Raw genomic sequence first — 19800 nt, 5'->3', positions numbered from 1 at the left:
TCATAGACCTGCTTACTTTTGTGACCCAATAATGAATTGACGAAGATCACGAAATAGACCTGTTTGAATAATTGATTGTATGACCACAAGTGCAATTGGACCAATTACAAGTCCTAAAAAACCAAACAGTTTATAGGAGACAAATAAAGCAAATAATAGCGCAAGAGGTTCAACACCGATGTTTTTTGATAGTACTTTTGGTTCCATAAACTGTCTTTGTAAAATCACAACCGCATATAAAACAGATAACCCAATGGCCAGCGTCCATTGTTCTGTAAAAAAAGTATAAATTAACCAAGGGATAAAAATGAGCCCTGTTCCTAAGTAAGGAATAAAGTCAACAATAGCAGTAAAGAAAGCGATCGTTAAAGCATAATCCACATCAAGGATAATGAGACCAATTAATACGATGACAGCTGTCGCTGATACTAAAGTGATTTGTGCAAAGATGTACCCTACGACAGCACCTTTCATGTCTGAAATTAAGGAACGTATATAATTTTGTATTTGACTTGGCACCCACTGCACGTATAAGCGCATGAATCGAGGCCAATCTTTCGCAATAAAAAACGTGGCGAGAAGAGAAAAAACGATCGCTGTTGCGAAATCTGGGATATTCATTAGAAAATCTGAAATTTGTTGTAAAACTTGGTTTAATAATATCGACGTTGTTTCACCAACTTGATTAATAATTGAATCAAGGGAGGAGAGAATTGTTTGTTGTTGTTCGACATTTAACGACTGAAATAGTGAAGTGAACCGTTCGTAAATCGGGACAGCCGTATGGCTTATCCATTGTTCAGCTAAGTGAATGAATTGTTGGATATGACTAGGAAGTGTTCTTGCTAAATAAAGAGATCCAGAGATCAGTTCAGCAATGATAACAGATAATATCCCAAAAAGAAAAATCGAAATCATCGCAAGTACAAATAATACGGCCAACCAACGAGGCCATTGAAATCGATTTGCGAGGATGTTGACAAATGGAACAGTGACAAACGCAATGAAAAATGCGATGAAAAAAGGATATGTATAAGGAAAGAGCAACCAAACTCCAACAAAAAATCCAGTAACAGCAAGTAATACATAGACGATTCGAAGCCAAATCATAACATGATTCCGAGCTTTCATATTTGACCCTCGTTTCTTTAATCCATGGTTGTACAACTATATGCACGAAATGTTAATGACATACATTTGATCTAAATCATTTGAACAACCTTTTTTCAAAAGAGGAAGCTCAGTTAGTTAAAGCTGATTTGTTTTTCTAAGGCAGGCGTTTTCTGTCGCAATGAAATTGAAAACTGAAAGAAAGGGCGTGCACCATGACACTTACACAACCGACTTTATTTATGTTGATTTTATTGGCCGTTGGACTTGTAGCGAAAAACCAAGCGCTTATTATAGCTGTATTGTCTTTACTGGTTATAAAGTGGTTAGGTATCGGGGATAAAGCATTCCCGTTTATTCAAGATAAAGGAATACAAATTGGCGTTACGATCATAACGGTTGCGGTATTAGTGCCGATTGTTACAGGAGAAATTGGTTTTAAGCAGTTAACAGAAGCTTTAAAGTCATCTTATGCTTGGGTTGCATTGTTGTCAGGAATTTTCGTGGCGGTGATTGCTTCTCACGGCATTGATTTATTAAAGACAGACCCGCACATTACGACTGCTCTTGTATTCGGGACGATTTTAGCCGTTGCATTATTCAATGGTGTTGCGGTAGGTCCATTAATTGGTGCGGGAATTGCTTACCTCGCAATGAGAATTGCAGAAATTTTTACATCAATGGGAGGATAAGGCTGTGCCGAAATGAGCGGACCAGCCCTATATTCATTCCATTTTTTTGTTTGTTTAAAAGTCAGATAAATGTGAATTTTTACTTGATTTTAAATTTTTTCATTCACAAAATTGCCTCAAGTCGTTATAATGTAATTGATAGAGAACGCCCAGAAAGAAAAGTTCGAAAACCTTCTTTCGAAAACGGTTACATGGTAAAAGGGATAAAATGCCATTCTTTCGTACTTATAAAGTTCATTTTTAAACGAATAAGCATACATTTGTTTTTGAAGTTTTTCTTGGAAGGATGGCGAACAGTTAGTGATTTAGTTCTAGATGATGTTGAGTGAAAGAAGAGGTTTTTGAACGGAGGATGAATGAGCGTTTGTTCATCCAATAGGGTAAACTTTTGCAAAGGAGTGGTTGGTATGAGTGCTACAAAAGGATTAGAGGGTGTCGTTGCAACGACATCAAGTGTTAGTTCAATTATCGACGGTGTATTAAGGTATAATGGGTACAATATCGACGATTTAGCAGAACACGCCAGTTTTGAAGAAGTTGTCTTTTTGCTTTGGAACAATCGCCTTCCTACTGAAAAAGAATTGACGAGCTTGAAGAAAGAGTTGGCAGAAAACGCGAAAATCCCACAAGCGATTATTGATCAATTTAAATCGTATGCGATTGACGAAGTTCATCCAATGGCTGCCCTTCGTACAGCGACGTCAACACTTGCTTTATTTGATAGTGAAGCAGATGATTCTTCTGAAGAAGCAAACCGTCGCAAAGCGATTCGTTTGCAAGCACAATTACCAACGATTGTAACTGCCTTTGCGCGGGTACGCGCTGGGAAAGAGCCGATTGAGCCGAGAAATGATTTAGGCTTTGCGGCAAACTTCCTTTACATGTTAAATGGTGAGGAACCAGATGACATATCGATTGACGCCTTTAACAAGGCACTCGTTTTACATGCGGACCATGAATTGAATGCATCGACATTTACGTCGCGTGTATGTGTAGCAACGCTATCAGATATTTATTCCGGTGTTACTGCAGCGATCGGTGCACTAAAAGGTCCATTACACGGTGGTGCTAATGAGCAAGTCATGAAGATGCTCGCAGATATTGGTGAAGAACAATATGTTGACGAGTATATTCAGAATGCGCTAGATAACAAAGTGAAAATCATGGGATTCGGACACCGAGTTTATAAGAATGGTGACCCACGAGCAAAACATTTACGTGAAATGTCTAAACAATTAACACAAATTACCGGTGAAAAGAAATGGTATGATATGAGTGTTCGTATCGAAGAGATCGTGACCGAGCAGAAGGGATTGTTGCCAAATGTGGATTTCTATTCCGCTTCTGTTTATCATAGTCTCGGTATCGATCACGACATCTTCACACCAATTTTTGCGGTAAGTCGTGTATCAGGTTGGATTGCTCACATTCTCGAACAATATGAAAATAATCGACTCATCCGTCCGCGTGCTGAATATGTAGGTCCTGCAGACCAAAAATATGTTCCAATTAATGAGCGATAATAAAAAAAAGCAGGAATTTTTGACAAAATGTCGAATATTTAAAATTGAGGAAGGGAGTCATAGGCTCTCTTTCTTCGCTCCCTTCCTTAAAAGTACATATTAGGAGGTTATTGTCATGTCAACAGCAGAACGAATTACAGTGGATCAAGGACATTTACATGTTCCGAACCATGCAATCATTCCTTATATTGAAGGGGATGGCATCGGATCGGACATTTGGAAAGCCTCATCTCGAGTTATTGAAGCGGCGGTAGAGAAAGCATACAACGGTGAAAAGAAAATTGAGTGGAAAGAGATTCTTGCGGGAGAGAAAGCTCACCAACAAACAGGTGAATGGTTGCCGCAAGAAACGTTAGATACGATTCGTGATTATATCATTGCAATCAAAGGACCTCTAACGACACCAGTAGGTGGTGGAATTCGCTCACTAAACGTTGCACTTCGCCAAGAACTTGACTTATATACTTGCCTTCGTCCTGTTCGTTGGTTTGAAGGCGTTCCTTCCCCAGTAAAAAGACCACAAGATACAGATATGGTTATTTTCCGTGAGAACTCCGAAGATATATACGCGGGAATTGAATACGAAGAAGGAACACCAGAAGCGAAGAAATTGACCGACTTCTTACAAAATGAAATGGGTGCTGACAAAATTCGCTTCCCTGAAACATCAGGAATTGGCGTTAAGCCAGTATCTAAAGAAGGAACAGAGCGTCTCGTTCGTGCAGCGATTGAATACGCACTTGATGAAGGAAGAGAAAGTGTAACGCTTGTTCATAAAGGAAATATTATGAAGTTTACGGAAGGTGCCTTTAAACAATGGGGCTATGATGTTGCCCATAATGAATATGCAGATCGCACGTTTACATGGCAAGAATATGATGAGATCGTTGAACGCGACGGTAAAGAAGCAGCAAATAAAGCGCAAGATGAAGCAGTAGCAGCTGGTAAAATCATTGTTAAAGATGCCATCGCTGATATTTTCTTGCAACAAATTCTTACACGTCCGAAAGAATTTGACGTCGTAGCTACAATGAACCTAAACGGTGATTATATTTCTGATGCATTAGCTGCTCAAGTCGGTGGAATTGGTATCGCACCAGGTGCAAATATTAATTATGCTTCAGGGCATGCAATCTTTGAAGCAACACACGGTACTGCACCAAAATATGCTGGTCAAGACAAAGTGAACCCATCCTCTGTTCTCCTTTCTGGTGTTCTTATGTTACGTCACCTTGGTTGGGGAGAAGCTGCTGATCTTATTGAAAACTCGATGGACAAAACGATCGGTAGCAAAGTTGTCACTTACGATTTCGCTCGTCTTATGGACGGTGCAACTGAAGTGAAATGTTCAGAATTTGGTGATGCACTCATTAAAAATCTGTAAACTTTCATTCGATAATAGCCTCGTCTTGTGTTCACAGTATCAAAATATACTTGAAAGGGGTGCAAGATTGTATGGCAATTAAACGAAGAAAAGTGTCTGTGATTGGTGGAGGGTTTACGGGGGCAACAACAGCTTTAATGACGGCACAAAAAGAGTTAGCTGATGTTGTACTCGTTGATGTACCAGATATGGAAGGGCCTACTAAAGGGAAAGCTCTAGATATGCTAGAGTCAACGCCTGTCCAAGGTGTAGATGTCAATGTTGTAGGAACAAAAAACTATGAAGATACGAAAGATTCGGATATCGTTATCATTACTGCAGGAATCCCACGTAAACCTGGAATGAGCCGCGATGACCTCGTAAATACGAATGTGAAAATTATGAAACAAGTAACGGACCAAGTTGTTCGTTATTCCCCAAACTGTATGATTCTCGTGTTGACGAACCCAGCTGATACAATGACTTATACCGTTTATAAACAATCAGGTTTTGAAAAGAACCGTGTCATCGGTCAATCTGGTGTTCTTGATACGGCAAGGTTTAGAACGTTCGTAGCTCAAGAACTAGGCGTTTCCGTAGAAGACGTTAACGGCTTTGTTCTTGGTGGACACGGTGATGATATGGTACCGTTAATTCGTTATTCGTATGCAGGTGGTATTCCACTCGAGAAGCTCATTGATAAAGAGCGACTTGATGAAATCATTGAGCGTACGAGAAAAGGCGGCGGTGAAATCGTCAACTTGCTAGGTAACGGAAGTGCTTATTATGCACCGGCCGCTTCACTAGTAGAAATGACTGAAGCGATTTTAAAAGATAAAAAACGAATTTTACCATCGATTGCTTACCTCGAAGGAGAGTATGGATTCAATGATCTATACTTAGGTGTGCCTACGATTTTAGGTGGAAACGGTATTGAAAAAGTACTTGAATTGGATTTAACGCTTGAGGAAAAAGCCGATTTAGAAAAATCAGCAGATTCCGTCCGTGAGGTAATGGGGCTTATCAAATCATAATATCTGAAGAAAAGGGATCATTTCCAATGTCTTGATGTATTTGGAGGTGGTCCCCTTCATTTTTACAATGAACAAATGAACATTGTTAATACAAGGTGGAACCTAATTCCTCCTTTTTAAAATTTAGTTTTAAAGAAAAGTTTGTACTTACTGTTGCCTTCGCGCAGCAGTTTTTTTGTTTCTCATTGTCTAGATCTTAGGGTCTCGTCTTTGTGAACGGTAAAAAATGATGTAAGATAAGAAGTGAAAAGATACATTGTTATAAAGAAGGCCTTCGCACTTTAAAAAGTTAGCTTGAAGGTTCAGTTTACAGGAGGCTTGGCCATGAGTCGAAATATACTTGTAGTCGATGATGAAGAATCGATTGTTACCTTATTACAATATAACCTTGAACAAGCGGGTTTTACAGTGACGGTGTCCATGGACGGAGAAGCTGCTCTTCAAGAAGCGAAACAAACAGCATATGACTTGATCGTTCTTGATTTGATGCTCCCCAAAATGGATGGACTTGAAGTGTGTAGACAACTTCGTCAAAATCAAATTCATACACCGATCTTAATGCTAACTGCGAAAGATGATGAATTTGATAAAGTGTTAGGTCTTGAGTTAGGGGCGGATGACTATATGACAAAGCCATTTAGTCCTAGAGAAGTTCTTGCGAGAACAAAAGCTATCTTTCGACGAACAAGTGATTTACAGGAGAAAAAACAAACGCAACGTGAACATGATGCACAATTACAAATTGGTGATGTGAAAATTTTCCCGGAAAATTATGAAGTATACCTACATGGAAAAGCGTTAGAATTAACACCGAAGGAATTCGAATTGCTCTTATATTTAGTGCACTATAAAGGGAAAGTTCTTACACGCGATCAATTGTTAAATGCAGTGTGGAATTATGAATTTGCAGGTGATACGCGTATTGTAGATGTCCACATTAGCCATTTACGTGAAAAAATAGAACCGAATACAAAGAAACCTGTTTATATTAAGACTGTTCGCGGATTAGGCTATAAATTAGAGGAGCCGCCAGCATATGAATAAAATTCGTCGAAGTTTCCTTTTACCGTTGTCACTTATTGTGTTCCTTGTATTAGGAAGCCTAGGCGTAATCTTGGGGCAACTTTTTCAAGACCTTCATTTAGACCAGGTGAGTGAACGATTGGAAATGGAAACGAACCTTGTGGCCATGAACCTTATAGAACAAGACGTAAATGACGAGAGAGCGACCCAAGATTATATACAAACGTTAGCGGACAAATTGGATGTTCGTTTAACCGTTTTCGATCAACAAGGGGAAGTCATTGCTGATTCGTTAAAATCCTTTGATGAAATTGACCACTTTGATGAACAGCTAGATTTACAATCAATGATTGAAACAACAGAAGCGGACGGGGCTCAGGTCAGTGATTTGATGAATGACGAACTACTTTATCATGCGCTACCATTAGAAGATGGTGACACTGAAATTGGTTATATTACCCTTGGTATTGAGGTCGATGAAGTAAGTAGAGTTTACCAAAGTATATGGACGCTAATCATTGGAAGTTTTGCAATGGCGTTTGTCGTCATTCTTGTATTAACAGTGAAAGTAACAAATCAGTTAACAGCTCCTTTAGAAGATGCGATTAAGTCGGCAAAGCAGTTAGCCCGAGGGAATTTTAAGGTCCGTTCGAATGAAGGGAAAGGTGATTTGGTCGGAGAATTAAACAGATCGTTAAATACACTTGCGAAAAATCTTTTGCAAATAACAAAAACGTATCAAATTCAGCAGGAAAATATGGAAACGCTCATTGAAAATTTGGAGAGTGGCGTTTTGCTGATTAACGCGAAAGGTGATATTACAATCGTCAATAAAACGTGCGATGATATATTTCAAGAAGATACAAGTCGTTGGCTCAATCAATTATATTACAAAGTAATTGACCATAAAGAAGTCAATAAAATGATCCAGAATGTATTTTTAACAGAGGAAAGAAGTCAGAAACAAATTCAATTGCCGGTGCATATTGAAATTCACCATTTTGACGTTTATGGCGCACCAATCATTAGTAATAACGGTAAATTGAAAGGTATTGTGCTTGTTTTTCATGATATAACGGAATTGAAGAAATTGGAACAAACGAGAAAAGATTTTGTTGCAAATGTCTCTCATGAATTAAAGACGCCCGTTACGTCATTAAAAGGTTTTACAGAAACACTGTTGTCCGGGGCAATGGATGATGAAAAGACGCGCAAACAATTTTTAACAATCATATCGAAAGAATCACAGCGACTAGAGAATTTGATTGATGATTTGCTTGAGCTATCGAGAATTGAACAAAATCGTTTTCAGCTTCGGTGGCAACAAACGAATCTTGAGCCAGTAATCGATGATGTATTAACGATGCTAGAAGAGCGTGCTGAAAATAAGCAAATTACGATCCATAAACACGTACATGCAAACGCTACGCTTGAAGCTGATGCGTCACGTTTGAAACAAATTATCATCAACTTAGTAAACAATAGCTTAATGTACACACATGAAGGGGGCGACGTTTGGATTCGAGTCAATGAACAGGGAGAGCAAGTGGTCCTAGTGGTTGAAGATACCGGTATTGGCATGAATCAATCGGAAATCCCACGTGTATTTGAGCGATTTTATCGTGTTGATCGGGCGCGAAGTCGGAATTCTGGTGGAACAGGGCTAGGCCTTGCGATCGTAAAGCACCTAGTGGAAGCCCACGGTGCTCATATTGAAGTAGAAAGTGAAGTCGGTGGTGGCACATCATTTAAAATCTTTTTCCATAAAAAGCGCCAACTTGAGGGTGAATGTGAGTAAGAATAAATGTCAATAGCAGCACTTCATGCTACAATAAATAGATTATAATAAACGAGGTGGATATTTGTGAAAAAACTCGTCTTAATAGACGGAAACAGTATAGCTTTCCGGGCATTTTTTGCCCTTCCTTTATTGAATAATGATAAAGGTATTTATACCAATGCTGTTTATGGATTTACAACAATGCTTTTAAAAGTTTTACAAGAGGAAAAGCCGACACATGTTCTTGTCGCCTTTGACGCAGGGAAAACAACATTCAGGCACGAAACATACACGGAGTACAAAGGCGGGCGAGAGAAAACGCCACCAGAACTTTCAGAACAGCTACCTGTTATCCGTGAAGTGCTTGATACACTGAAAATTGCTCGCTACGAAGCGGAAAATTATGAAGCCGATGATATTATCGGGACAATTGCCAAACGAGCGCAGAGTGATGATTGGGAAGTAAAAGTATATTCAGGTGATAAGGATTTATTGCAACTTGTTAGTAACAACGTTGACGTTGCGTTAACACGAAAGGGAATAACCAATGTTGATACATATGATGTGAAGGCAATCGATGAAACATATGGTTTTGAGCCAAGTAAGATTATTGATATGAAAGGGCTCATGGGTGATAGCTCCGACAATATCCCTGGTGTTCCAGGTGTCGGTGAGAAAACAGCGTTAAAACTATTGAAACAGTTTGGTTCTTTAGAAGGTGTGTATGAAGATCTCGATTCAGTATCAGGGAAGAAAATGAAAGAGAAACTTCACGACAACCGTGAGCAAGCATTTATGAGTAAACAATTAGCCACCATCAAAACAGACGTACCGATCGATGAGCAGTTAAGCGATTATCAACTTGGAGAACAAGATGAAGATCAGGTGATTTCGCTGTTCAAGGAACTTGAGTTTTCATCCCTTCTCGATCAATTGGGCATCGAAGCATCAAATGAAACCGATGATTTTGAGGAATTAGAAGTCAATGTGATCGATGAGATCGATGAAGATTTACTTTCTTCATCGTGTGCGCTCGTCGTTGAAGTGATGGATGAAAATTATCATGATACAGAGATTGTTGGCATTTCCATCTATCATGAAGACCAATATGGATTTATTCCTACAGACGTTGCTTTACAAAGTGAAGTATTCAAAAACTGGGCAAAAGATGAATCGAAACAAAAGTGGGTATTTTCTTCAAAACGAGCAGTTGTCGCCCTCGGATGGCACGGCATTGATTTACGCGGTGTCACGTTTGATATGCAGCTTGCCTCTTATTTACTTGATCCATCGGTTAGTTCCCACGAATTAGCTGATATCGCTAAACGGAAAGGGAGTGTTCAACTTCCTTCTGATGAAGCAATCTACGGAAAAGGAGCAAAGCAGCAAATCCCTGACCAAGAAACATTGGCTGAGCACCTGATTCGTAAAGCTTCCGTTGTCTACCGCATGTACGAGCAGATGAGCCAAGAATTGACAGATCTAAACATGAAAGAGTTATTTTTCGATTTAGAAATGCCGCTTTCGGTGATTCTCGGGAAAATGGAAATGAATGGCGTACGTGTAGATGTCGATGAACTAAAACAAATGGGAGAATCTCTTACGAAATCATTAGCAGAGATCGAACAAGAGATCCATGCTTTAGCAGGAGAACCGTTTAACATTAATTCACCGAAGCAACTCGGAGTGATTTTATTTGAACGCCTTGAACTTCCAGTTATTAAGAAAACCAAAACCGGTTACTCTACATCCGCTGATGTTTTAGAAAAATTGCGTGATGAACACGAAATTGTCGAGAAAATATTACATTATCGTCAACTTGGGAAGTTGAATTCTACGTACATTGAAGGACTTTTAAAAGTCGTTCATCCGAATAAAAATAAAATTCATACGATTTTCCAACAAGCGTTGACCCAAACAGGGAGGTTGAGTTCGGTTGAACCGAATTTGCAGAACATTCCTGTCCGTTTAGAAGAAGGAAGAAAAATTCGTCGTGCGTTTGTGCCAGATCAAAAAGGTGCTTACATTTTTGCGGCCGATTATTCGCAAATTGAACTGCGTGTACTCGCGCACATTTGCCAAGACGAAAGGTTACTTCATGCTTTCAAAAATGATATGGATATTCATACAAAAACGGCGATGGATGTCTTTGATGTTACTGAAGAAGAGGTAACAGGAGACATGAGACGTACAGCTAAAGCCGTCAACTTCGGTATCGTCTATGGAATTAGCGATTATGGATTATCGCAAAACTTAGGAATTACGCGAAAAGAGGCGAAGTCATTTATCGATCGTTATTTTGAAAGTTTTCCAGGCGTAAAAGCATACATGGATGATATCGTAGAAAAAGCACGAGAAAATGGTTATGTGACAACGATGTTGAACCGTCGTCGCTATTTACCTGACATTACGAGTCGTAATTTTAACAAACGAAGTTTTGCAGAACGAACAGCAATGAACACACCAATCCAAGGTTCCGCTGCAGATATTATTAAAAAAGCTATGTTACAAATTTCAGACCGGTTAGAAGAAGAACAATTGTCATCGAAAATGTTGTTACAAGTGCATGACGAATTAATTTTCGAAGTACCTGAAAACGAGCTAGAAACGATGAGTAAGATCGTCCCTGAAGTCATGGAACAAGCAATTGAGATCGATGTACCTTTACTCGTTGATGTTGCATACGGCTTTTCATGGTACGATGCTAAATAGCTTTAAAGGGACCACGAAAGGAACGACGAATAATGCCGGAATTACCTGAAGTTGAAACAGTCAAAAAGACTTTGGAATCGTTAGTTTTAGGTCACAACATCGAACGTGTCACGGTACGGTGGCCGAAAATGATTAAACGTCCAGACGATATTCATGAATTTGCTCAACTCATTGAAGGGCAGACATTTCGTGAGGTCGCACGCCGGGGGAAGTTTTTAAAGTTTCACCTTGACGATGTGACGATCGTTTCACACTTACGAATGGAAGGGCGTTACGGCGTATATGAAGCTAGTGAGCCTTTTGACAAACATACGCACGTCTGCTTTCATCTAGATGGCGATTTGGACCTTCGTTATCGCGATGTGCGAAAATTTGGCACAATGCATGTATTTTCTAAGGGTACTGAAGAGGATTATCGTCCCTTATCGGATCTTGGTCCTGAACCCTTTTCGGATACGTTTACGGTCGATGCTTTTTATCAACGTTTACAAAATACGAAAAGAAATATTAAAGCGACCTTACTTGATCAGACGGTTGTCACTGGTTTAGGTAACATTTACGTTGATGAAGCATTGTTTCAAGCGGGGATACATCCAGAGAGAACAGCCAGTCATATCACAAAAACAGAGGTTGAAAAATTGCGTGAAGCGATCATTTCTACACTCTCCCATGCCATTGAACTTGGTGGCTCCTCAGTGAAATCGTATGTTAATGGCCAAGGAGAAATGGGCATGTTTCAACAACAACTATTCGTTTACGGTCGCGCTAGTGAAGCTTGTAAAAATTGTGAAACACCGATAGAAAAGTCAGTCGTCGCTGGGCGAGGAACACACGTATGTCCTAATTGTCAACATAAGTAGATATTCTCAAAATAAATTAATTTTTGAAACGTACGTTGGATGGGCTTTAACCATATACTATCGTATCCAATGATAGTAAAAAGGAGCTCATGCCGATGATCGAGTTGTTTTCACTTATCATGCTGTCCTTTGCCGTCAGCTTAGACAGCTTTGGCGTCGGATTAACGTACGGATTAAGAAAAATGAAGTTACCTAGAGCTTCGCTGCTCTTTATCGCCTCTTGCTCGGCATTGACTGTTTTACTTGCGATGACGATCGGAAATGTGATCTCCGCGTTTATGTCACCGGAGGTAGCAGAATCAATCGGGGGCGTGATTTTAGTATTAATTGGTGCTTGGGCACTTTATCAAACGTACCGTCCAGCAAAGCGTGAACGGAAAAGTAAAAAAGATAAAAAAGATGATGTCCTTTTCACATTAGAAATCAAGGTGATCGGTGTCATGATTCGTGTGCTACGCAAACCAATGGTAGCAGACCTAGATGACTCAGGGACGATAACAGGTCGAGAAGCTTTTCTTTTAGGTCTTGCTTTGTCAATGGATGCATTCGGAGCTGGTTTAGGTGCAGCATTAATGGGTTACTCTCCAATCATGATGGCTGTGACAGTTGGTCTTATGTGTGGTTTTTTTCTCTTTTTAGGTATGAAAAGCGGATATCGGTTCTCGGATAACAAATGGATGTCAAAACTAAAGTTTTTACCAGGTGTTTTACTTATTACACTAGGGTTATGGGAAATTTTACTATAAGACGCAGGTGATATCATGATCATAGGATTAACAGGCGGAATTGCTAGTGGAAAAAGCACCGTTTCAAGTTTTTGCAAAGAACGAGGGCTTCCGGTTATAGATGCAGACTTGATTGCTCGAGAAGTCGTCGAACCTGATGAGGACGCTTATAATGAAATTGTGAAAACATTCGGCGAGGATATTTTGCAACATGATGGAACAATCGATCGTCAAGCGCTCGGAAGGCTCGTCTTTGCAAATGAAGAAAAAAGGCAGAAATTAAATGCGATTGTTCATCCAGCCGTTCGAAAACGTATGAAAGAGCGGTTAAATGATTACTTACAAAGAGGGATGGAGACGGTTATCCTTGATGTCCCTCTTTTAATCGAGAGCCAACTGACGGAGCTCGTTGACAAAGTGTTACTCGTTTACGTTGATCAACATGTACAATTGGAACGGCTACAAAAACGGGATGGCTTCGGAATTGAAGAAGCAACGCAAAGGGTTGAATCTCAAATGCCATTAGCTGAAAAAAGAGCGCTTGCTGATGAAGTCATTGTCAATCACGGAACGAAAGAAGAGACGAAAAAACAACTTGAGACGATTTTAACAAAATGGAAAGTGAAATAAAGAAAGTTGGCGTAATTTTTACGTCAACTTTTCTTTTTGTTCGCATATCTACTTATAATGGGGCGGACAAGAAAGAAGTGAAAATAAACAAAAAACTAGATAAATATTGGAAACAATTGGTGTCATCAAACGTAAAATGTGTTATACTAATTTCAGTAAATAATAAAAAGTATAACATAAATGGTTAAGGGGTGGGACGATGAACGTAGCGATTAATGGTTTTGGACGAATTGGTCGGTTAGTTTTAAGAAAGGCGATGATTGAACGGGATATTTCGGTGACGGCGATTAACGCTTCCTATCCTACAGATACACTAGCGCATTTATTTCAATATGATACAGTTCATGGTACGTATCAAGGAAACGTCGATTGGACAGAGGATGCACTCATTATTGACGGTCAAAAAATAAACGTTTGTTCAGAGCGTCAACCTGAAAAGTTGCCTTGGCAAGATCTAGGGGTTGAACTTGTCATCGAAGCTACAGGGGCTTTCCGAAAACGTGAAGAAGCTGCGAGACACTTGGAAGCGGGTGCAAAGAAAGTATTGATTACCGCACCTGGGAAAAAAGTAGATGAAACATTTGTTTATGGTGTCAATCACGATGATTTTGATCCTACTAAGCACCATGTTGTTTCAAATGCGTCATGTACGACGAATTGCTTGGCACCAGTTATGCAAGTGGTTGATGAACAGTTAGGTGTAGATGCAGGGATCATGACGACTGTACACTCATATACAAATGACCAAAATACAAATGATAATCCTCATAAAGATTTAAGAAGAGCGAGAGGGTGCCAACAATCGATTATTCCAACATCAACAGGTGCAGCAGAGGCGCTATCGAAAGTATTACCTTCTCTTGAAGGAAAAATGAATGGGATTGCTCTTCGTGTACCAACGCCAAATGTGTCGCTCGTTGATGTCGTCGTTGATGTGAAAAAGTCTGTGACTGCCGAAGAAGTGAATCGCTTGTTCCAACAAGCTTCAAAGTCTAGTAAACAATCAGTCATATCCTACAGCGATAGCCCACTAGTGTCTGTAGATTATAACGGGCATCCATCGTCAGCAATCATAGATGGTTTATCAACGCAAGTCATTGGAGATCATAAGATTCAACTAATTGCTTGGTACGATAACGAATACGGATACGCTTGCCGCGTTGTAGATATGGCAAGTCATATGATTGAATCGATGGGCTCTTCAGCATTAAACGAAATTTCAGAAAATGACCGATCGATCGTATAGAGGAAATAATCGTATATCTTAAACGTTAAATTCAAAAACTAAATATAATTATGGAAAGAGGGGATATGACGTCCTCTCTTTTTTCTGATCTTAAAGGAAAAGGTCACCATGGTAGAAAGGATCTGTGATTGATTCACAATTTATTTCCTGCTATTCTATAAATAGAATAGGCGAGGTGAAAAGGTATGGGGATCATTCAATCACTCAAGCGTTTCTTTAGTAAACAGACTGAAACATCTGAAAAAAATCATGACCAAGCACTACAGTCTCATTATTATAAAATGACGAAAGACAAAACATTTCGAGAGTTAGAAAACTTTTTTTCAGAAAAAGAAGGATTTGAAATTCGCTCTGTGTCCGAAGAGCATGGTGAAATGATCGTGAAGCGTACAAAAGGAAAACCGGCGTTCATCGTCGTTACAATTATAATGGTCCGGCCATTTCGAACGTCTGTAGACTTTTCAGTTGCATCGGAAACGATGTTATTTACTGATTTTGGGTCAAGCCGTCGTTTGATATATGGATTATACGAAGAATTAAATCAAAGGCTTACATTTGTGGGGACAGGCCTCGGAGATGAATTAGCGAAGTAATATCAATTGAAGAAATTGGAGCTTTCTTGTTGGAGATGATCAATATGAAATGTCCGAACTGCCAATATCAAGGTTCGCGCGTTCTCGACTCACGCCCAAGTGATGAAGGAAAGGCAACACGTCGACGTAGAGAGTGTGATCAATGTCAGTTTAGGTTCACAACTTTTGAACGAGTTGAAAAAACCCCTTTGATTGTTGTGAAAAAAGATGGGAACCGTGAAGAATTTAGTCGGGAAAAAGTATTGCGAGGACTGATTCGTGCCTGTGAAAAGAGACCCGTTCCACTAGAACAATTAGAAAGTATTGTCGACGATGTCGAAAAAGATATGCGAAATAGCGAACGTTCGGAAATCCAAAGCCCTGATATCGGTGAATGTGTGATGGAAAAGCTCGCCCATATCGATGATGTTGCATATGTGCGTTTTGCGTCGGTATATCGACAATTTAAAGACATCAATGTATTTGTTGATGAATTAAAAGATCTTTTAAAGAAGGCAGATCAAAACGAATAGCTTGATAAAATGAGCTTAAGTTCCAATCACTTTAAGCTCATTTTTCTACTTTTAGCATGATTTTCTTATAGAATATTTTGAACATGTCGTGTTTCAAATTTCCAAAGTTGAGGGGACGCTTATGCATTGGAAAGAATTGCTTCCGATTGATAAATACGAAATTTATACACGTGATCGTTTGCATGAAACGGATGACCAAGTATTGACGTTGCTGTACCAACCGTTGATAGGTGCAGTTGCCTTAAGTCTCTACTTAACATTTCGTCATGAAGCTTCTCATGATGGATCGGATTCGTCGCTAAAAACACACAAAATGTTAATGATCATGACGGGTCGTCCTTTAGATGAGTTATTTCAAGAGCGTAAAAAACTCGAGGCAGTTGGGTTGCTTGAAACGTACCGACGGGAGGAAGACGGGGAATCGGTTTACATGTACGAATTGTACCCACCCATGTCTCCAGATCGTTTTTTTCAAGATGATGTACTCAGTGTGTTTTTATATAACCGTCTTGGAAAAACAACATACCGCTCAATAAGGGATCGTTTTGGCTTAACCCCATTACCTAAAGACGATGAAGCAATCGAACGAGTAACAAGGTCATTTGATGAAGTGTTTACATCATTGAAACCGACGGAAATGGTTGCCTCCAATCATCCAGAGACAAGGGAGGTTCTCCATTCCAACGAAACAATGTCATTTACCGGTCGAAATGATCATGATACGTCGTTTCAAGTTGAAGGTGCCGACTTTGATTTTCAAGCCTTACTTCATCATTTACCAGCATTTGTTGATCAAGAGCAAATCGACCGTGATGACGTAAAAACATGGGTACATCGACTAGCTTTCGTTTATCAACTTTCTCCGATTGAGATGAGTCGTGCCGTCCAAGAAGCGTTATTGCATGATGAAAAGCTAAACATTGAAAAACTACGCAAACAAGTACAACTAAGGTATCGAGCTTTGTACGGAAATGAACCCCCTACGTTAGGGATGCGTGTTCAACCTGACCATTTACGAACGATGAGTGAAAATAAAGCTGAAACTGAACTTGAAAAGATGGTTTTATTTTATGAAACAACCCCTCCCTTGACGATGCTAGAAGCAAGAAGTGGAGGAGCTAAAGTACCACCTCAAGATGCGAAAATTGTAGAACACTTACTTCTTGATTACCGATTACCCCCTGGTGTTGTAAACGTGCTTGTTGATTATGTACTCATGGTCAACAATCAAAAATTAACGCAAGCTTTTGTCGATAAAATCGCAGGGCATTGGAAGCGGAAAAAAGTTGAGACTGTAGATGAAGCGATGAAAATCGCTCAAGAAGAATACGATGCAAGAAAGCAATGGAAACAGGCGAAAAGTGAAACATCAACCAGTAGCTTTTCAAAATCAGCTTCTGAAAAAGGAAATGTTCGTAAAGAAAAGCTTCCGAAATGGCTTACCGAAGAGGAAGAAGAAGGAAACGTTCAACAACAAGATGACAAGGAAGTCGAAGAAGCGAAAGAAACGATAGAAAAGCTTATGAAGCAATACGAACATCCGGCAAAGAAGGAGGATTAAGATGGATTCTATTTCCGACCAACTCAAAGGGTGGAAAGATGGTGCGTTTCAAAAACGGCTGCAAAAAAAAGAAGCTGAATTGTTAGCAAGTGAACGGATACAAAAGCTGATTAATGATGATTCAATCATTACAGAGGAGATCGTGAAGAAACATTTAAATGAATTTGATCAGTATAACAAAGAGCGGAATCATTGTGATCATTGCCCGGGATTAGAGGACTGCCCTAATATGATGCAAGGATATCAACCTGTTGTAAGTTCTGATTTCGGTGATATTCGTATTGGCTATCAACCTTGTGTTTTAAAACGTCAAGACGATCAAAAACACCAACAGCAAAATATGATCAAAAGCCTGTATATACCGAAGGAGATCGTTGAGGCGACGTTTTCGAATGTTGATGAAGATGACACGTCGAAATTGAGAGCAAAAGCGAAAGCTCTTGAATTTGCACACACAGCTGACCCAGGAAATGACGGCCAAGGTCTTTACTTTTATGGGAAGTTTGGTGTTGGAAAAACGTATATGATGGGGGCGATAGCAAACCTTCTAGCGGAACGGGATATTGAGACGATGCTCGTCTACACTCCAGACTTTTTCCGAGAGATCAAGCAAGGGATTTCTGACGGTTCATACCAAGAAAAGTTAGAAGCTGTAAAATCGGTTCCTGTACTGATTTTAGATGATATCGGTGCTGAAAACCTCTCCAGTTGGTTGCGTGATGAAGTGTTAGGTTCGCTATTACAATACCGTATGATGGAAAAGTTACCGACATTATTTACATCCAACTATGATTTCGATGAATTGGAAGCTCATTTAATGTACACGCAAAAAGGAAATGTTGAAAGGGTTGAAGAATTGAAAGCAAAACGGATTATGGAAAGGATCCGTTATAACCATGAGCCGATCTATTTAAATGGTGAAAATCGTAGGAAAAATAATTAGCTTAGGAAACGATTTTAAATAACAGCGAACGAAAGAAATGTATGTTACGATAGGAAAAGCGAACCGAAGAGGTAAAAGAGTAGAAATAAGGAAAATATTGTAAAAGATGGGGGAAACAGGATGAGTGTTGATCATATCTTACATCGAGCACTTCAAGGAGAACGTCTATCCGTAGAAGATGCTGTACAACTTTATGAAAGTGATGAAGTCGAAAAAATCGGTTCCGTCGCTAATGAAATCATGAAACGTTGGCACCCAGAACCGGTCACGACATTTGTTATCGGTCGAAATGTCAACTACTCGAACCTTTGTGATACGTACTGTCGTTTCTGTGCGTTTTATCGCCCACCTGGCCATGAGGAAGGGTATGTTTTAGATAACGAAGAAATCTTTCAAAAGGTCCTAGAAACAAAGGATGTCGGCGGTACAGAAATCTTGATGCAGGGTGGAACACACCCTGACTTACCGCTGAGCTATTATACGAATCTATTAAAAGAAATCAAAAAACGTTTTGATATTACGATGCATTCATTCTCTCCAGCGGAAATCTGGAAGATGGTTGAAGTATCCGGGCTTTCTTTAGAAGAAGTGCTAACAGAATTAAAAGAAGCAGGGCTTGATTCTGTTCCAGGTGGCGGAGCAGAAATTCTTGACGATCGTACGAGAAAGAAAATTAGTCGTATGAAAGGGTCATGGCAAGAGTGGATCGAATGTATGAAAATGGTGAGAAAAGTAGGTATGCACGGAACAGCAACAATGGTAATCGGTTTTGGAGAAACATATGAAGAACGAGCTTTACACTTACAGCGTGTAAGAGATGCTCAAGACGAAGCGGAGTGTTTCTTAGCCTTTATCCCTTGGACGTTCCAACCTGATAATACAAACATGAAGGGTGAGAAAATCACACCAGAAGGTTATCTGAAAAACTTAGCGATTGCGCGTATCTTTTTAGATAATATTCCAAACTTCCAGTCATCATGGGTGACAATGGGAGCAGAAACAGGTAAGCGTTCATTATCGTTCGGCTGTAATGACTTCGGTAGTACGATGATGGAGGAAAATGTTGTGTCTGCTGCTGGTGCAACGCATAAAGTAAATACGAACTTAATTTTACGTTTAATTCGCGAGGCTGGTAAAATTCCTGCGCAACGCGATACAAAATACAACACACTCCATGTGTTTGACCAAGAAGAAAACGTAGATAAAGATTTTGTTATGCAAAATTAGGGTTAAAAGTTAAAGGAGGTCGACATGCGTCGGCCTTTTTTTGTGTCAGGCACCCTTCGCTTTTCTTAGTGTCTAGCTAAAGGTGCCATCGGCTCGAGGTCGCTTCGCCTCGTCAATAGAAGCAAAAAGCGCTTCTACTTGCCGAGCCTCCAGCGCTAGTCGCCGATTGCCAGGCACCCTTCGCTTTTCTTAGTGTCTAGCTAAAGGTGCCATCGGCTCGAGGTCGCTTCGCCTCGTCAATAGAAGCAAAAAGCGCTTCTACTTGC

General features: G+C 39.8%; 17 protein-coding genes. 16 read left to right on the top strand and 1 reads right to left on the bottom strand.

Annotation, left to right across the window (positions count from 1 at the left end; all coding sequences use genetic code 11):
• Window positions 1-12 precede the first annotated feature (12 nt).
• On the bottom strand, window positions 13-1131 hold the full coding sequence (gene ytvI / locus HNQ41_RS04240; protein WP_184663182.1) for a sporulation integral membrane protein YtvI: 1119 nt from the start codon (window positions 1129-1131) through the stop codon (window positions 13-15).
• A 194-nt stretch (window positions 1132-1325) separates the two neighbouring features.
• Between ytvI and HNQ41_RS04235 the strand changes: the two genes are divergently transcribed.
• The 16 genes from HNQ41_RS04235 (at window position 1326) to mqnC (ending at window position 19534) form a co-directional block, all read left to right on the top strand.
• Window positions 1326-1802, top strand: coding sequence for a DUF441 domain-containing protein (locus HNQ41_RS04235; RefSeq protein WP_184663181.1), 477 nt, complete (start codon window positions 1326-1328; stop codon window positions 1800-1802).
• 407 nt (window positions 1803-2209) lie between these two features.
• The gene (gene citZ / locus HNQ41_RS04230; RefSeq protein ID WP_184663180.1) at window positions 2210-3325 is read left to right on the top strand and encodes a citrate synthase; all 1116 of its coding nucleotides are present in this window, start codon (window positions 2210-2212) and stop codon (window positions 3323-3325) included.
• 115 nt (window positions 3326-3440) lie between these two features.
• The gene (gene icd / locus HNQ41_RS04225; protein WP_184663179.1) at window positions 3441-4709 is read left to right on the top strand and encodes an NADP-dependent isocitrate dehydrogenase; all 1269 of its coding nucleotides are present in this window, start codon (window positions 3441-3443) and stop codon (window positions 4707-4709) included.
• A 71-nt stretch (window positions 4710-4780) separates the two neighbouring features.
• Window positions 4781-5722 (top strand): malate dehydrogenase, encoded by a 942-nt coding sequence (mdh, locus tag HNQ41_RS04220; protein WP_184663178.1) that lies wholly within the window; start codon window positions 4781-4783, stop codon window positions 5720-5722.
• Between the two features lie 324 nt (window positions 5723-6046).
• Entirely contained in the window at window positions 6047-6766 is a 720-nt protein-coding gene (locus HNQ41_RS04215; RefSeq protein ID WP_184663177.1) for a response regulator transcription factor, read from the top strand.
• Window positions 6759-8543, top strand: a complete 1785-nt coding sequence (gene pnpS / locus HNQ41_RS04210) for a two-component system histidine kinase PnpS (RefSeq protein WP_184663176.1) — start codon at window positions 6759-6761, stop codon at window positions 8541-8543. Before HNQ41_RS04215 ends, pnpS begins: the two co-directional genes overlap by 8 nt.
• Before the next feature lie 66 nt (window positions 8544-8609).
• Complete coding sequence (gene polA / locus HNQ41_RS04205) at window positions 8610-11237, top strand: DNA polymerase I (RefSeq protein WP_184663175.1); 2628 nt, start codon at window positions 8610-8612, stop codon at window positions 11235-11237.
• 32 nt (window positions 11238-11269) lie between these two features.
• On the top strand, window positions 11270-12097 hold the full coding sequence (mutM, locus tag HNQ41_RS04200) for a DNA-formamidopyrimidine glycosylase (protein ID WP_184663174.1): 828 nt from the start codon (window positions 11270-11272) through the stop codon (window positions 12095-12097).
• A gap of 89 nt (window positions 12098-12186) precedes the next feature.
• Window positions 12187-12843 carry a sporulation membrane protein YtaF gene (ytaF, locus tag HNQ41_RS04195; RefSeq protein ID WP_281393966.1) on the top strand — a complete coding sequence of 219 codons (657 nt, stop codon included), beginning with the start codon at window positions 12187-12189 and terminating at the stop codon, window positions 12841-12843.
• Window positions 12844-12858: 15 nt separating this feature from the next.
• Window positions 12859-13452, top strand: a complete 594-nt coding sequence (gene coaE, locus HNQ41_RS04190) for a dephospho-CoA kinase (RefSeq protein ID WP_184663172.1) — start codon at window positions 12859-12861, stop codon at window positions 13450-13452.
• A 199-nt stretch (window positions 13453-13651) separates the two neighbouring features.
• The gene (gene gap / locus HNQ41_RS04185; protein ID WP_184663171.1) at window positions 13652-14698 is read left to right on the top strand and encodes a type I glyceraldehyde-3-phosphate dehydrogenase; all 1047 of its coding nucleotides are present in this window, start codon (window positions 13652-13654) and stop codon (window positions 14696-14698) included.
• Between the two features lie 185 nt (window positions 14699-14883).
• On the top strand, window positions 14884-15291 hold the full coding sequence (locus HNQ41_RS04180) for a DUF1499 domain-containing protein (protein WP_184663170.1): 408 nt from the start codon (window positions 14884-14886) through the stop codon (window positions 15289-15291).
• A 44-nt stretch (window positions 15292-15335) separates the two neighbouring features.
• Window positions 15336-15803, top strand: coding sequence for a transcriptional regulator NrdR (gene nrdR, locus HNQ41_RS04175; RefSeq protein ID WP_184663319.1), 468 nt, complete (start codon window positions 15336-15338; stop codon window positions 15801-15803).
• Between the two features lie 121 nt (window positions 15804-15924).
• The gene (locus tag HNQ41_RS04170; RefSeq protein ID WP_184663169.1) at window positions 15925-17364 is read left to right on the top strand and encodes a replication initiation and membrane attachment family protein; all 1440 of its coding nucleotides are present in this window, start codon (window positions 15925-15927) and stop codon (window positions 17362-17364) included.
• A 1-nt stretch (window position 17365) separates the two neighbouring features.
• Complete coding sequence (dnaI, locus tag HNQ41_RS04165) at window positions 17366-18307, top strand: primosomal protein DnaI (protein WP_184663168.1); 942 nt, start codon at window positions 17366-17368, stop codon at window positions 18305-18307.
• Window positions 18308-18427: 120 nt separating this feature from the next.
• Complete coding sequence (mqnC, locus tag HNQ41_RS04160) at window positions 18428-19534, top strand: cyclic dehypoxanthinyl futalosine synthase (RefSeq protein ID WP_184663167.1); 1107 nt, start codon at window positions 18428-18430, stop codon at window positions 19532-19534.
• Window positions 19535-19800: the final 266 nt, after the last annotated feature.

Origin of the sequence: Texcoconibacillus texcoconensis (assembly GCF_014202575.1) — a bacterium.
Taxonomy (GTDB): Bacteria; Bacillota; Bacilli; order Bacillales; family Salisediminibacteriaceae; genus Texcoconibacillus; species Texcoconibacillus texcoconensis.
This window is presented reverse-complemented; position numbering and strand designations above follow the sequence as displayed.